This is a genomic window from Angelakisella massiliensis (assembly GCF_900104675.1).
Classification (GTDB): domain Bacteria; phylum Bacillota; class Clostridia; order Oscillospirales; family Ruminococcaceae; genus Angelakisella; species Angelakisella massiliensis.
In genome coordinates this window covers 2,621,155-2,636,105 of record NZ_LT629945.1, presented here as the reverse complement: position 1 = coordinate 2,636,105, position 14,951 = coordinate 2,621,155, and the positions used below count along the sequence as shown (strand labels likewise).

Here is a 14,951-nt window from a genome sequence, read left to right as displayed (position 1 = left end):
ATGGGACCCACAAAGACACAAAAACCATCGGAGAAACAGAAGGATGCTGTTCGTCGGGAAAAGAAAAACGAAAGCCCCCAGCAGCAGCCTCAGCAGACCGCAGCTCCTGCTACCGCGGAAAAAAAGCCGGGGTTCTTTCGTCGTGTCTGGAACTGGGTAAAGGGAGTATTTTCCCGGATGTTTTCCTCCAAAAGCAATACCAAAGCCAAAAGCGGAGAAGATACCATGGATACCTTTGCCGGGACACAGGTGCAGGCACCGGCGCCTGACCCGGTACTGAATACGCTTCCGCCTGAGCAGACCCCCGCGGCGAAGAGCAAGGAGCCGGAGCAGGCTCCCGAGGTGAAGAGTGAGGATCTGAAACAGGTTGCCGCGGCGGAGAGTGAGGAGCCAAAGCAGGCTCCCGCCGTACAGAGCGAGGAGCTGAAACAGGCTCTTGAGGCACAGAGTGAAAAGCTGGAACAAACTGCGGCGGCAACAGAAGCTTTGCCGGCAGAAGAGGTCACAGAAGATCCGGAATCCAAACCGGCGGAGGCTCCCCAGCTCCAGGAAGGCGGCAGCCTGACCCTGGGCGGTGTGACCCTCACCCTGCAAAAAGGGGACGGCGACAGCCTTTTGGCAATGGCCGGTTCCGCTCAAGTACTGGGACAGCAGGTGAACTGGACCAGTGAAGAAGGAGTACGGGTGCTCAGCCGGGAGGATGGTTCGGTCACCGCCAACGGCACCATCCATCTCCGGGATGACCGGTTGGATTTTGAACATATCATGCTCACCGCTGACCAGCAGACCCAAAGTTTCCAGGCGGGAGAAAGCGCCAGGTTCCTTTATCATGGAGGAGAGCTGGATTTGACCTTTGTTCCCGAAGGAAAGCTGGAGGATTTGTCCGCCCTGACGGGCAAAGGCATCCGGGTGGAGAACCGCACCCTCCCCGGCACAGGGGTCGAGCCTGTCTTTGAAGAAGGAACCATTACCCTTTCTGCCCAGGAAGGTTTTCAGCTGGAAGGAGTGGAGCGGACGCTGGAAGAAAAGCAGACGCTGCTGCCTTCCTGGCTGCAGGCGGAAGGGACCTGCCTGACCCTGGCAAAGCAGGGAGACACAGCGGCGCTGTCGGTACAGCTTCATCAAATGAGCCTGCATATGGGCAATTTCAAGTTTCTCAGCGTAGACACTCCCGGCACAGCGGAAGCGGAGGCTCAGATAGATGCTGCCGGTAATATTGTGCTGGCCATGCCGGCTCAGATGTATTTTCTCCGGCTCTTTAACGGCAAGGTTGAAAAAAATGTAACCGATTTGTTTGGCAATATGACCTTCACCCTCAATAAGGCGGAGAAACCGGCAGCCATTCAGTTCCATCCCCTGGAGTTTTCGGCCGGCGGTTTTCAGTTCCATGGGGTGCATTTGGAGTATGATTTTAACCAGGGCTTTTCCGCCCGCATGGAAACCCTCTCCGGGCTGGAAGGAAAGCTGACCGGTTCCAACATCCAGATGGCGGCTAAGGAACGTCATTTTGAGATAGCCGGTGCGGCTTTGGTTTACGATGATCCCATCAGCATGGTGCTCAAGCACGCTGATTTTACGGTAAATCAGTTTCGGCTGGGCGCAGAAGGGGTGTTTTTTGAGGAGGCCACAGCCAGTTTGCAGCAGGGAGATCCGGTGGCTGCGCCGTCCATGACGGTGGTCAACGGAACAGTTTCCCTGCGCAAGCAGCCTGGAGAGCTGCAAATAGCCCTCAACGCTTCCAGCCAGTTTGAATATGATGGCGAGCCTCTGGAGCTGAAAGGAAACCCCATGACGGTATCCCTCAGCTATATCCGGAAGGTCCCTCAGGCACCTGCCGAAGGTGCGCAGGGTGCCGGTCAGGCGGCGTCCCAAGGTGGCAATGAACAAATGGGCGGCTTTGAGGGAACGGTGAGCGGCCAGATCCACGGTGAGGTCAAAGTAGGCGAGACCAAGGTGGCGAATGTACAGTTCACCGATCAGATCGCTCTGAGGGCCGGTACATTTTTGCTGGGAAATGCCGACGCGTTTTTGGATTTCCGGGATCTGAGCGACCAGTTCTCTGGAATCGGCACAGTGAAGGTGAGAAATCTTTCAGTGAGCGCCGCCGGGGCAACAGCCAATGAATTTGTTATCTACTTTTCCGAGCCCACGGTGTTCGGCAAGAAAATCGGCGACAGCATTCTGCTCAAAAAGGATGCCCAGGGCAATTATGATGCGGCGCTGGGGCTGGAAAATGATCTTTCCGTTTCCATTGGAGACGCTGAGATCTCCCTGAAAAAGCCTACCTTTGCCTTGAGCATCCAGCAAGACGGGCTCCATCCTGGCCTACGGGACACCACAATGCAGCTGACAGTGGGAGATACCATTGTAGAGAGTGAAATTGAAACGCTCCAGCTGGGTAGTGAGATCCGTTTTGGCAGTGTCGCCCTGCGTAACCAGACCATTTCGGACATGGTGGAAGACGCTGTGGGAATCAAGGATCTGAGCCTGAAGGTGTATGACCTGACCATAGCAGCCGACCTGAGCAGTTTTACAGTAGGCGCCATTGGCGCGGAGATCGGCAACAGTATCTCCCTGTTTGGAAGTCCCGTGATGCTGGAAGGGTTGGAGGCTGCAGTTGTGGCGCCCAATCTCAGCGCAGTGGAGGGCATCAAACTGGGGGGCGGCCTGAAGTATGAAGGTGACGGCCTCATTTCCCAGCTGGGCGGTAAGTTGACCCTGGGCTTCCTCAAAGAAAACCAGTACCGGCTGTCCGTGGAGAGCTGCGATAATATCGTAGCGGAGGTGCAGGGATACGGCAAGGCTGAGATTGGCTCCATCTCAAAGCGGGAAGGGGCCGAGGGCTTTATCTTCAAGGACGTCTCCATTGAAAAAAGTGACAAAACCGGCGCTGTGGGCGGTCAGGAAGACAGCGAAGCCACCTCCATGCTCAAGAAAATGATCGCGATGGCTCCAACGGTGGACCTGCTGATCACAGAGGTCTGCTATGGCCCCAACGGATTTGAACTGGACCCCCGGAACGTTTTGGTCAAATCCCTCCAGAGTGAGGTGAAGATCAACGATCACCTCAAGCTGGTTCTCAGTTATCAGAAGGAAAAGGGTCAGATCGGGGCAGAGCTGCGGGGAGACTATTATCTGCCGGAAGAGCGGAAAAAAGATAAACAGGCCAAAAAGTCGCTGATGACCTTTAAGGCTTTTGTTTACCCGATTTTCCCCATGGTTACGGTGGATATCAGCCCCTTCCTCAATGGCGGCATAGGCTTTGAGGGGTTTGTAGGCGGCGCCTTTGCTTCGGGCTCCTTTACAGGCAGCTTTGGCGCGCAGTGCAACGCTTCTCTGGAGGCGGGTGTAGGCGCCAATCTGGAAATCGGCGTTCCCGGTCTGCATGGTGTGCTGGGACTGGCGGGCAGTGTTTCCCTCAATGTGGACGGCAACGCCAACGGAACTTTGCAGCTGCTTTACGATTCCACCCAGGCAAAGCTTCTGGACGCCATCTCTCTGGATCGGGAAAATACAAAGCTCACTTATGGGCTGTCGGCGGGACTGGATTTTGATGTGTATCTGAAAGCCGGTTTAGTAGTTCCGTCCGTTTTTGATGTATCGTCCCGTTCTTTGATGAAATCCTGGAACCTGTTCCATTACAACCTGGGCAACGCTACCATTCAGGGACAGGTTTTCTATATTCAGGATCAGCTGAAGTTTGTCAACGATGTACAGCTGAACTTCAACAAGCCTGGAGCCATCTCCTTTGAGCAGGAGATCCAGCGCCTAGAAAAACTCACCGCCTCTGTGCAGGAGATGGAGGAGAGAAATCAGGAGGTTTGCCGCATCCTGGACGAAAACGCCGGCACCTGGGGTCTGGGGCAGATCCGTAACACCATGCGTCTCAAGCAATCCATTGTGCTGCTGGAGATGCTCCAGGGCACCATGAAAGAATCGGCGGCCCGGTATATTGAGGTGCATCAGCAGCTGGCCAAGTTACATGAGCAGCTTCCTCAAATTCTGGAGAAAGCTCATCGGGTGGAACTGATCCGTCAGGATACGCTGGAGATTGCCAACGCAGCCGGGATACAGGTGGATGACCAGGGCAACCCCACCACAGATTGGCATACTTTTGTGGAGCAGCAGAAGCAGAAGCTGGGTGATGAGGAGTATCTCAACCAGTTGGCCAGCAAGGATCCTTTGGCCGTATTCAACACCTTCAAAGCATATAAATACCACGGGGATGCTTCCTGGGGCAAGGAGTATGATATTGCCAAGGCCTTGAGCAAACGGATGCGGCAGATGGAACTGCAGGCGCAGAATGGCGCTTCGGCAACAGAAAAAACCGACTCCGCTCCGGCGATAGGCAAATCAACAGATAAGCTGCTGCGGGATTCGCTGAAAAACACCAATTCCCTGTTGGATGAACACATGAAAGGGCTCAACAAGGTCCAGCAGTCCCAGCTGGAGATCCATCAGCAGCTTACCGACAAGAGCGAGGCGAAGGCAAAGCTTCAGGAAGAATATCAGCGGCTGATCAGCCGCAAAGACCAGCTTTCCGGCTCCGCTTCCCCCAAAGAGAAGAAGGAACTGGATAAACTGAACAAGCAGCAGCAGACAATGGAAAAGAAGCTGTCTGCGCTGAATAAGGAAATTGATCAGAAGCAGAAAAAGCAGCAGCAGCTGGATGAGAAAATGTCGGATCTGTCTGTGGCGGAAAAGGATAAACGGCAAAAATCAAATGCAGATTCCAACGGTGAAGGACAGGAGGTCAAGAAAATCGTCATCCATATGGCGGCAATTGACCGGGCGCTTATTGATGCCGGAAGTAATATGGAAATCATGCAGGAGGAACGCAGCCAGCAGTATGGGTGCATTACAGCATCCCGTACACAGGAGGTTCGGGAAAGGTTCCAGCTGGAAAACAAAGCTTTTGTTAAGATGCTGATGCAGAAGCTGATTGCAGGCACGCCGCAGGAAACAAAAGAACAGCCCTCAGGACCTCCGGTTGTGACATATAAGGAGGATGCGGCACAGGATCTTCAGGTAAAGACCCGGGCAGCGCAGGTTTCCCAGGGGTCGATCATCGAGGAAAGAATCAAAAAAACTTATTTGAAAGCCGCCCAGGGAAGAAGGGAAGAGGAATGGCTGAATCTTCAAAAGCAGTATTTTGAAAGCAGCCTTGCTTTCCAGAAACAGCATCAGCAGGCGGTGGGGCTCTATGGCAGGCTCATCAGCAACCCATTCAGCAATGAGGATGACAAGGATATTTCCAAGGTCAATGAACAGAATGCTTTGCTGCAGGAAACCTGTACAGCCCTTAATACCACCCTTTCCTCCGCAAAGCTTGCGGAACACGCCATGGATCAGAATGCGATGAAGGATCTGAATCGTCAGGTTGCCGCCCTTGCTAAATAAAGGCGGACGCAGCAGTGGTAATGGCCATGGCAGCGCTTTGATGAAACGCTCTCCAAAAGCGGCAGTTTTGGAATAAGGATCACTGAATTTACTTATCTATATAGCGGCTGACGCTTGGGAGAACATACCATGCACAAAAAAAGCCCGGATGACAGTGCTGCGGCACAGGATCATCCGGGCTTTTGCGTCATGAAAAAAGGTTTGCTTAAAATACAAGCTTATATTTTGCTCCGATCATCAGGCATTTGGAGGTACGCTGATGTCCCACCTGCTGCGTTTTTGCCACAGGCAGACGGGGATTATCGATAATTTGCAAAGCCAGCTCAACGGCGGTGGGGGTTTCCTGCTGCTCTTCCATTTTAGTAAAGGTCCCCAACAATAATCCATTGATTTTATCAAAAGCGCCTAACTGACGCAGCTGATAAAAATAGGTGGTCATTTGTGCAGCTCCACCGCCATAGCTTTCCAGGAACAGAAGCTTGTTTTCAAATTCCGGCAGGTAGGGGGTGCCGGCCAGCTTTAAAAAGCAGCGGACATTTCCTCCTATGACAGTCCCTTCCATTTGTGAGCCTTGTACTGGCTGCCAGTGGATCCTGTAAAGATCGTCATACCCCTCCAAAACCGTGCGCCGGAAGTCTGCCAGCTGATTTCCGCTGGTGTCCCGCACCAGGTTTTTCAGCTGATACAGGCAGGAGACCGCTCCTGTTTTGGTATAAAGGGCATTGATAACAGTGGTCAAATCACTGTATCCCCAGAAGGGCTTGGGATGTTTTTGAATGAAATCATAATCCAGAAACTCCAACAGGCCGTTGGCGAGATCTCCCCCTGAAAGGTCAAAGATCCCTTTGATATCAGCATCACCATAAAATTTCATCAGTGCCTGGGCACGCTCTTTTGCGGTGGCACTGAATACGGAGTGGGTTTGATAAATGTGGTCGCTCCATACAGGTACAAGACCACAGCTGATCAACCGCTCAGACAGTGTATCCAGTTTTTCCTTTTCGGAAAGGGGAAGCCCGTTGGAACAGGCAACCAAAGCGATTTTATCACCAGGCTTGAGCATGAAAAATCACTCCTGTCAGTGGGAAATGTCTGTAAATAAAATAGCATTGAAATCAAAAGGGGTCAAGTGAAGCGGCAGGAATGTTCCAGCCAAGCAGGTCAAGGAACATAGAAGGAAAAGAATGCATCTTTTTTTCATATCATAGACGCAAGACGAGCATAAAGAGTATAATAAATTTCAGTAATCAGCCGAAAATAAATAAGGAGAATGATTTCATGAGGGTGAATTATTAAGGCATCAAAGCAGATTCAAAATAAAGTAGCGCCTCAAAAAATAAGGGGTCAAAGCGCACAGTGAGGCGAGGAGCGGCCGGAAAAAGTGAGACCGCTGTGGTTTACTCCCTCAAAACAGGTCCCTGGGGCCAGAAGGCAAAGCCCTTGTACACTCCTCAGATCTCCACCAGGTTTGATTCCTCGACAGACAGATAACCCAATGACGAAAAAAATCAACGAAAAAGGAACGATACATATGCCTGTTTACGCGCCAAAGGATTATGAAAAAATAATTGCCCGTATTCGCACCAAAACAGCCGCAGCAAAGATTGAAATGGGCCGGTGCCTCTCAGAAGAAGTCATTACAGCATTTGAAGAGAGCTGCCATGTTCAGCTGCCCCAAGCATACCGTATGTTTTTAAAACAGGTGGGAAATGGCTGCGAGGAGATGCTTGACGGTTTTAAACTCAATGGGCTGGAGGATATGGAGAGAAAAGATCTGTCCAAGCCCTTCCGGCTGGAAGAAGAGTGGATCTGGGAAGATGAGGACGGAAGATATGGTGAAAGACAAAATATAATTGAAAAAGAAATAGCAGAAAAAGCGTTCCAAGGCAATATCGAGCTGATTGATGTTGGGGATGGTATGACGTATAATTTGATTGTTACGGGAAAGTGTCGGGGAGAGGTGTGGAGCTTTTCCGGAATGGGCGTTCAACCCTGCTGTGAGCGGCAGGATTTTTTAGGGTGGTTTGAATTGTGGTTGGACCATCAGGACGAAACAGATTATTTTAAAGATTATGTTTATGGATAAGCTCCGGTTTTCCACCGTTCACCGAACCGAAGAGGGGGACAGCTTTGGCCAGGGTACACGAACTGACTGCGGATACGTTTGAACTGAAGTTGGAATGCAAGACATTTGAAGAGGATCTGGAATATCCGGTGAATACCATATTGACTGTAAGCGTATGCAGCGATGGTTTTTCCGCAGTGACGACAATGGATATCGGAATCAAGGCTCTTGCGCGCTTTTCCAAAGAGCTGTGTCAATTGTATGAGACGTTGTCAGGAAAGGCCAGATTGGAAGAACCCTATGGAATGGGAGATTTTATAGAGTTCCAGGCTGTAAAATGGGGCTATATTGAAGCAGCGGGAGTACTGCATCATAAATGCTCACAGCAGCAGTTGTCCTTCAAAAACGAATTTGATCAAACCTGTTTAAGGCACTTTGCCAAAGAGCTTTTTCATCAGTACAGGGATTATTTGGACAGGTAGGGGATCTTGTGGAGACGAAGGAAACAGGGAAGAAAGGTTTTTATCTTAAATGGTCATGGAGTTTGGCGATCTGCATTCTGTTGCTGGTGCTGCTGCGTCTGATTGCTGTTCCTTTTATCCTTCTCATTGTGTGGTGGAGTAAAAAGCAGCAGCCGGATGGCCCGGATCAGGGCAAATACATGGTAGAGATCGGTGCTCCTGTTCACGGCAGCCCTTGCCTGTGGGAACGGGTGGTGTCCGATGTGTGTGTGGCGATTGCCTGCTTCTTCGCAGCTTATCATCTCCAAAGCGTGGATGTTTCCGGTTATGAGAAAATGGAGCTTTGAGTGAGGAGACTGGCCCTGACAGACAGGCATGGTGAGAGGGATGAAAACCTCAAGGTAAATCGGAACTGGAGGAAAGACGATGACAAAAGAAGAGTTCCTGGCCCGCTTAAGAGAAGACGAAAATTATTCCCCAGGCTGGCAAGCTATTGATGACGCTTTTGAAAAGCTTTATCCAGGACAGCAGCCGGAACATTTCGGAACAGTTCTCACCTCAAGGGCGATGATGGGCGGCGATGAATATTTGGATGGTTTTTCCATATACAGCTCCCCAAAAGGTTATAAACATTTGGTTACTTATGGGATGACCGTGCTTTACGGTGATGAGGATGCCTTTGGCGGCCAGTGGAATGGCTGGGGCTATGAAATGACCATGAAGCTGAAGGAAACCGACACAAAGAACTGTATGTGGGCCATTGATATGATGTCCAATCTGGCAAGATATACCTATAAGACCGAGCGTTTCTTTGAGCCCAATCAATATGTGAAGGGCAATGGAACCCCGCTGCAAATGGGTTCGGATTCTTTGATCACAGCGCTTTTGCTGGTGAGGGATACAGAGGCACAGACGCAGATATCCGTATATGGAAAGACTGAATTCATTCAGCTGGTAGGGATCACCCAGTCGGAACTTCAGGCGATTATTGAGGACCCCAATAATCTTCCCAAGCTCATTGAGCTGATGAAGGCGGACGGTAATGAGGATTTGGTTACCGATATGAGAAGGTCCAAATCATATCTGTAATGCTGCCTCCTGCTTATCAGGCAGACACAATGGCGAAGGGTTGGCCATACTCTCATAATTCCGAATCAGAAAGAACGAACCGCAGGATATAAACTATTCATCAGGTTGGAGAATTTGGAGAACCCCTTTTGCGGAAAAGTAAAGGCCTATGGAGTGGATGTTATGAACCGAATTTTAAAGGAGCTTCGCGCGGTCGTGGACCGGCAGCGGAACCAATGGCTGCCGGCAGTTACAGACAAAGAACTGGAAAAGGGTGGCGCTCTTTTTTATATGAATGGGCAGAACGGAACAGAGTTTGACTGGTATGTCAACGACCGTTTGCCGTCCTTTATGGTATTTTACGATGATAAAGACAATTTGGGCGCAGTCAAGCTGCACCTCAACCGCAGCGGCACAGCAGATGTGTTTCTTTACAGTGAACAGGGCAAGCAGTTTTTGAAGCAGGTGACAGTTCCGGTGGAAGCCGCAGAGCAGGAATTGATGGAACTGGCTGTCCTTTTGCGGAGGGAGGCGGATGACAAGCGGCTCTGGGACGCTGATATCGAGACCATGAACACAGATGTGGATGTTTCCTCCGATGCTGTAGCGGAGTTTCAAAGCCGACAGGAAAGCTACACGGCGATGAGAAACCGGCGTATGCTGCTGAGCCAAAGTGCCTGTGTCTCCAAAAAGATCCTGGAAGAGGGCTGGAAAGTTGGATATATGGAGCGAAATGAACCCTATAATGACCAGGACAGCGGGTGGTTTTTTTGCCTCCGGAACGGAGGAAGAAGGCTATTTGGATGATTATCACAACATCCAGCTGCTGCCGGTGGGATTGGTATGGCAGCGGCTGGACCCGGATATTTTCATATACCTGGACCGTCCGGTGGGAATAAGACTGATCCGTGTATCATCAGATCAGTTTGAAGTGGATCGGTTGGACCGGGAAATCTACACAGTCAAACGCTGAACACATTACATCAAACGATTACTCCTTACATCAAGGAGTAATCCATAACACAAACCAACAAAGGAGCAAACGATTATGGGACGTTTTTTCAGTGACACAGTGGAACAGGCGCTTCGGGACATCTATTATCAGATGTGGACCGGCCGGGGACAGGAGGCGATGAGAAATTTGGAGCAAGCCTCCGCCGCGGGAGATGGAGATGCCAGCTGTCTGCTGGCCCGCTGCTACTGCGGTGACCAGTATGTATGGGACGGCCATCATTTTCCGGAAGATGACCTCAAAGCGACCAAGCTTCTCCATAAATCTGTGGAGCAGGGCAGTGCCATTGGTGTGCTGGTAGCGCTCCGTTCCAGAGAGCTGACCCCGGAATTGATGCAGAAAATGCCTTTTGCCAGCTTGCAGGAGGCCTTTGATGAAGTTCTGGCCAAGGCCCAGGCAGGAGAACCTTTCTGCCAATACACCATCGGCAATTCCTATTTTTGGTGGGATTTTATCAGCATCCAGGGAAAAGACAAAAATGATTTTGCCAGCCAGGAGGAGCTGCGCAGCTACCTGAGAGAAAATATTGTCAAATGTGAGGATTGGTTCTGGAAGGCTTTCCGGGGCGGTGTGTTCTGGGGCGGCAATAACCTGAAACATTATTATCAAAACGGAGACGAGGATCTGGTACTGCCCCAGCCTGAGAAGGCCCAGGACATCAACCGCATTGGTGCGGAGTATGGCTATCCCAACTATCAGTATAATTATGGTGCCCAGCTGCGGCAGGAAAAGCAGTATGATGAAGCCTTCCGGTGGCTGAAAAAGGCTTTGGAAGGCGGAGAAGTGAATGTCTGCTACTATCTGGGCGTGGCCTACGAATTGGGACAGGGTGTGGAGACTGATGCTGCCAAAGCCGCGGAATATTACAAAAAGGGCCTGGAAGAGGCGCAGTTCCATCGGATAGGATGCAGCAACCGGCTGGGAGCGCTGTATTATGATGGAAAAGGTGTTCCTCAGGACTATGCAAAGGCATTCCAGCTTCTCAAATGGGCATACGATCAGGATACCACAAACAATTGGGGCGCCTATTACCTGGGTTCCTGCTACGCTCACGGATACGGCACACAGCAGGACTATGCCCTTGCCCGGAAGTTTTTGGAGATGGTGGACTGGCAGAGCAAAAACGCCTTTTATCTTTTGGGCTATCTTTATGCCAGAGGCTTGGGCGGACCGGAGGATATCCAGAAAGGCGTGGCACTGCTGCAAAAGGCTGGAGACCATTCCCAGGCTCAGGAGGAGCTGAAGCACTATAAGAAGACCTTCTTCGGCGGCAAGTGGGTCCGGCGATAAAAACATTGCCGGAACCAGGATGGATTTAGTCTGTGGTTTATGAGGAGCAGTTCTCATATGGAGCGGGTGAAAGAAGTTTGAGCGCTGCGGTATGAAGCCTTCCAGCCACCTCATTCATGCTGACTGACAGGGCCCTCGGAAGTTTTCCTGGTAAGGCCGATGATACGGTTTTCCGTTCTCGCAAAAGAAAAAATATTGCTGGGAGCAGGCCTGTCCCGGAAAAAACGAGGGCCCTTTTGTCTGCTGAAGAGTACATATTCATAAAGCGAAAAGCAAGGTGCCTTTGCAGCTTGCAGCATAAAGTCTTCAATCTGCTTCATAGACCGATGCAGGGAAAAGCAGAATGGAAAACAGCTGAATTTTTTCAGCTACCTGTCCGCAGTTTGCCCTCCGTACATGGGAGGAGAGCTGCAAAGCCTTGGAAAAGCGCGCTGATCCAGGATGATGACTTGGTGAAAACAGCATATAGCCAGAAAGAAAGGCGGGTACCGATGAAGCGGGAAATTTTGCGGCAAAGGCAGCATGAGGACGGCTGCTGTACCACAGTGGAAAAAGTCACCCAAACACCGGAGGATGGCTTTGTCAGCGGCAAGGAGTTTCGGACTTTTTCCGGAAGCAGGGATAAGTTCGGAATGTTCAGCAGCGGCAAATTCAAGGGACACCGGGTGCAGATCACATGGCGGACAAATGATCCCAAAATAGTGCGGGCGGCTTTTTGTTTATCATTTTTACTTGTTGCCCTGCTGATGGTTGGGGGCTTTATATTGTGTCTGCTTTTTGTAAAAGATCCGGGGACGAAGCAGGAGCTTTGTCTGATTTTTGCCGGGATGCTGCTTTTCACAGCATACTGCTTTATTCGCGGTCTTTGGAATTTAAAGAAGAAAAAGCAACAGGGCATGGAACCCCATATGCGATACCCCGATGAAAAAGAATAAATACTCAACAGGAAGGAAGAGATGGGATGGAAATTCTGATTTTAGCGGCTGCGGTCATTGTGGTGCTCATTGTTTTTTACATCAAGGCATATAACCGTCTGCGGCGGCTTTCTGTCAAAGTGGAGGAAGGCAGTGCCGGCATTGATGTCGCCCTGGAAAAACGATACGATCTTCTATCGGAGGAAATCGAAGCGGTGAAGAAGTTCCTCCGGCATGAGCATGAGGTGTATACTCAAATTACAGCCATCCGCACAGGAAAGGAACTGGACGAAGCGGCGTTCGAGGAAAAAAAAGGCGCTGTCCAAGGAAGCGGTCAAGACCATTGGGGAGACCATTATGGAGCAGCAGAAGCAAATGCAGCAAATCCGTCAGCAGCTGGAGCAGCAGCGGGGCCAGGGTGGTGCTGACGGGCAGGAGTCTGTGGAAAACGCCGCCAGCGACCTGACCGGACATCAGATCAGCCTGGACCGGAAGCTGGGACTGCTTACCTCTGTCCAGCAGGGACTGAGCGGGGTAAACTCCTCCATCAACGCGCTGGCAGAGCAGTATCCAACGCTGTATTCCTTTATATCCATGGAGCATTTTCAGCGGGATATTTTTGACACGGAGGAACACCTCCAGGCTGCCCGGCGGCTGTATAACGCCAATGTGTCCATGTATAACCAGAGAATCGCCACCTTCCCTTACTTGGTGGTAGCCAAGCTCCATGGCATGAAGGAAGCCAAATTTTACGCTGTGGAGGAAAAGAAAAGAGAATTCAAGGTACAGTTTTAAGGAGGCGTGATGCTGTGTCGGTTCCACCGGAGGTCACATCAACGATTTTAAAGATCATTCTGATGCCTGTGGCAATCGTGGCATTGTTCTGGACCATTCGCGTCCTCTATTTTCGCTTTCACAAAACGAGGGAGCAAAAAGGGGACACCTCCACTTCCTTGTCCCCCACGCTCCAATGGATGAATACAGCGGGCTCCATCCTGCTTGCCTGGAATAAAAATAATTTCCGGTATATGGGAGGCATTTTTTATCCAGGGGCAGAGCGGGACGAAAATTTGGTTGCCAATATCAAAAAAATGCTTTGGAATTATTGGGGAATTCAGGGCCACGACAGCGCCCTGGAGAAAATGACTTCTCTGATACACACCGGTATGCGGCGGCAGTATGACTGGGAAATGCGCCAGCTGGAGATGATGTATGCCGGTTATTCTGAAAGACAGCTGATCGAAGTGGCAAAGCAGGAGAATCCCAAAGCCAGTGAGGACAGTTTTCTTCCCAAGATGCTGGTGGCGTACCGGAGATATGGGCAAGACGCTCTTTTAGGCTGGGATGTGGGGCGGGCCGCTTATAATTGCCAAAACTGTTATTTTGCCGGTTATCTTTCCATGGAAGAGGTGCTGGAAATCGGTGTGGAGGGAGCAAAGAAAGCCCAGGCGGTTTTTCAGAACTGGGAGGAAATGATGGAAAGCTACCTCCTGGGGTTCCAGTATTGGAAACGGGAAGATGCTGGTGACCCCGATTCCGTAACGGCCAAACGGTGGGAATTGTATGAGAAGCTTTGGCGGGGAGAAAAGCCCTATGAAAAAATCCCTTATGTCACCATTGCCTTTGATACCCCTCTGTCCAAAAAAGTGATCACCGATCAGTATGGCATCATGCCCGCGTATCAGCATTATGATTAAAAATAGCCCTCGTGACAGGGTACATTGGAGGAAGCAAAGATGGCGATGGTCCAGCAAAATATCAGCGAGGTAAAGCTGGAGCGGCTGCGGAAGAAGGCTCAGCGCAGAATGAGGATCGCAAAGGGAATACGCCTGGGAATCTTCGGCGCCGGTACTCTGGGGACGTTGGCCTGGTCCGTTTATGGCCTGATTCTTGTTTTGCCGGCGGGGGTATCAGGGGATTTCTTCATTGGTCTGGCTGCCATGACCCTGGGAGGGATACTTATATCCTTTTTGGTGTCTCTGCTCGTATATCTTTGCGTGGTATGGATTGCCGGCAAGCCCTGTGATGAATTTGCTCAAAACTATAAAAACAAATATGTGCTGATGAAGCTGCGGGAATTTCCTGGTTTTTCCCAACTGAGATACATATCGGACCGGAGCCTGCCCGCCCGGGAATTGTGCAGAGCTTGCTTGCCCTCCGCCTCAAATCAGCCGGAGATCCGGTCCTGTGATTACTGGGAGGGGAACTATGATTGCATCCGTTTCCGGGCCGCACAGCTGGATTTTTCGCCGTATCAGTCCCATATCATGCTTTTCGAGGGACAGGTGATGATTTTTTCTCTGTTCAATGAGCGGAAGGTCAGTGAAACTCCTGTGCAGGTGTTGGCAAAAAGGAGCGGAGAAAAAACCAAGGGGCTGACCTTTCCCCATGAGGTCCAGACGGAAAACGAGACATTCAACCAGAAGTTTTCCGTATATGCTCAGGATGAGCAGAACGCTTTTTATATTCTCACCCCCAGGGTCATGGAAGATATTCTGAGGTTTTCGGAGCTTATAGGGAACAAAGTGTACCTGGTGTTTTCCGGCACATCCCTGTATGTGGGCTGTGCGCAGGCAGCCAATCTCTTTGAGCCCAAAGAAGAGCTGCCCCTGGAGGAACAAGTGGGAAGCATCAGGCTGGCCGCGGAAATGGTCAGAAAAGCCAGGGATATTCTGATCCATCTGGAACAGGACAGGGACCGGACAGCCGGGGATTTGACCACCTGATGTGGTAACAGGAGC

14 protein-coding genes are annotated in these 14,951 nt (G+C 50.8%); 13 read left to right on the top strand and 1 reads right to left on the bottom strand.

Annotated elements, in window-relative coordinates; translation table 11 throughout:
- Positions 1-5,400 (top strand): hypothetical protein, encoded by a 5,400-nt coding sequence (locus tag BQ5383_RS17955; RefSeq protein WP_071434333.1) that lies wholly within the window; start codon positions 1-3, stop codon positions 5,398-5,400.
- A 205-nt stretch (positions 5,401-5,605) separates the two neighbouring features.
- Here BQ5383_RS17955 and BQ5383_RS17950 read toward each other — a convergent pair whose 3' ends face one another.
- Complete coding sequence (locus tag BQ5383_RS17950; RefSeq protein ID WP_071434331.1) at positions 5,606-6,463, bottom strand: S66 family peptidase; 858 nt, start codon at positions 6,461-6,463, stop codon at positions 5,606-5,608.
- Positions 6,464-6,931: 468 nt separating this feature from the next.
- Here BQ5383_RS17950 and BQ5383_RS17945 point away from each other — a divergent pair, with 468 nt between their 5' ends.
- The 12 genes from BQ5383_RS17945 (at position 6,932) to BQ5383_RS17895 (ending at position 14,936) form a co-directional block, all read left to right on the top strand.
- Positions 6,932-7,486 carry an SMI1/KNR4 family protein gene (locus tag BQ5383_RS17945; protein ID WP_071434329.1) on the top strand — a complete coding sequence of 185 codons (555 nt, stop codon included), beginning with the start codon at positions 6,932-6,934 and terminating at the stop codon, positions 7,484-7,486.
- A gap of 44 nt (positions 7,487-7,530) precedes the next feature.
- A complete protein-coding gene (locus BQ5383_RS20890; protein WP_071434327.1) occupies positions 7,531-7,947 on the top strand; it encodes a WapI family immunity protein in 417 nt (138 codons plus the stop codon).
- A gap of 62 nt (positions 7,948-8,009) precedes the next feature.
- Positions 8,010-8,273 (top strand): hypothetical protein, encoded by a 264-nt coding sequence (locus BQ5383_RS17935; RefSeq protein WP_071434326.1) that lies wholly within the window; start codon positions 8,010-8,012, stop codon positions 8,271-8,273.
- Positions 8,274-8,352: 79 nt separating this feature from the next.
- Entirely contained in the window at positions 8,353-9,015 is a 663-nt protein-coding gene (locus BQ5383_RS17930; protein ID WP_071434324.1) for a suppressor of fused domain protein, read from the top strand.
- 162 nt (positions 9,016-9,177) lie between these two features.
- Complete coding sequence (locus BQ5383_RS17925; RefSeq protein WP_071434323.1) at positions 9,178-9,801, top strand: immunity protein Imm33 domain-containing protein; 624 nt, start codon at positions 9,178-9,180, stop codon at positions 9,799-9,801.
- Entirely contained in the window at positions 9,794-9,967 is a 174-nt protein-coding gene (locus BQ5383_RS20885; RefSeq protein ID WP_172724661.1) for a hypothetical protein, read from the top strand. Before BQ5383_RS17925 ends, BQ5383_RS20885 begins: the two co-directional genes overlap by 8 nt.
- A 75-nt stretch (positions 9,968-10,042) precedes the next feature.
- Positions 10,043-11,296, top strand: a complete 1,254-nt coding sequence (locus BQ5383_RS17920) for a tetratricopeptide repeat protein (RefSeq protein ID WP_071434322.1) — start codon at positions 10,043-10,045, stop codon at positions 11,294-11,296.
- 116 nt (positions 11,297-11,412) lie between these two features.
- Positions 11,413-12,231, top strand: a complete 819-nt coding sequence (locus tag BQ5383_RS20880) for a hypothetical protein (RefSeq protein ID WP_139193471.1) — start codon at positions 11,413-11,415, stop codon at positions 12,229-12,231.
- A gap of 26 nt (positions 12,232-12,257) precedes the next feature.
- A complete protein-coding gene (locus BQ5383_RS21700) occupies positions 12,258-12,638 on the top strand; it encodes a LemA family protein (protein WP_235822012.1) in 381 nt (126 codons plus the stop codon).
- The gene (locus BQ5383_RS21695; RefSeq protein ID WP_235822011.1) at positions 12,568-13,005 is read left to right on the top strand and encodes a LemA family protein; all 438 of its coding nucleotides are present in this window, start codon (positions 12,568-12,570) and stop codon (positions 13,003-13,005) included. Before BQ5383_RS21700 ends, BQ5383_RS21695 begins: the two co-directional genes overlap by 71 nt.
- A 14-nt stretch (positions 13,006-13,019) precedes the next feature.
- Positions 13,020-13,907, top strand: a complete 888-nt coding sequence (locus BQ5383_RS17900) for a DUF1266 domain-containing protein (protein ID WP_071434318.1) — start codon at positions 13,020-13,022, stop codon at positions 13,905-13,907.
- A 39-nt stretch (positions 13,908-13,946) separates the two neighbouring features.
- Positions 13,947-14,936 carry a DUF3137 domain-containing protein gene (locus BQ5383_RS17895; protein ID WP_071434316.1) on the top strand — a complete coding sequence of 330 codons (990 nt, stop codon included), beginning with the start codon at positions 13,947-13,949 and terminating at the stop codon, positions 14,934-14,936.
- Positions 14,937-14,951: the final 15 nt, after the last annotated feature.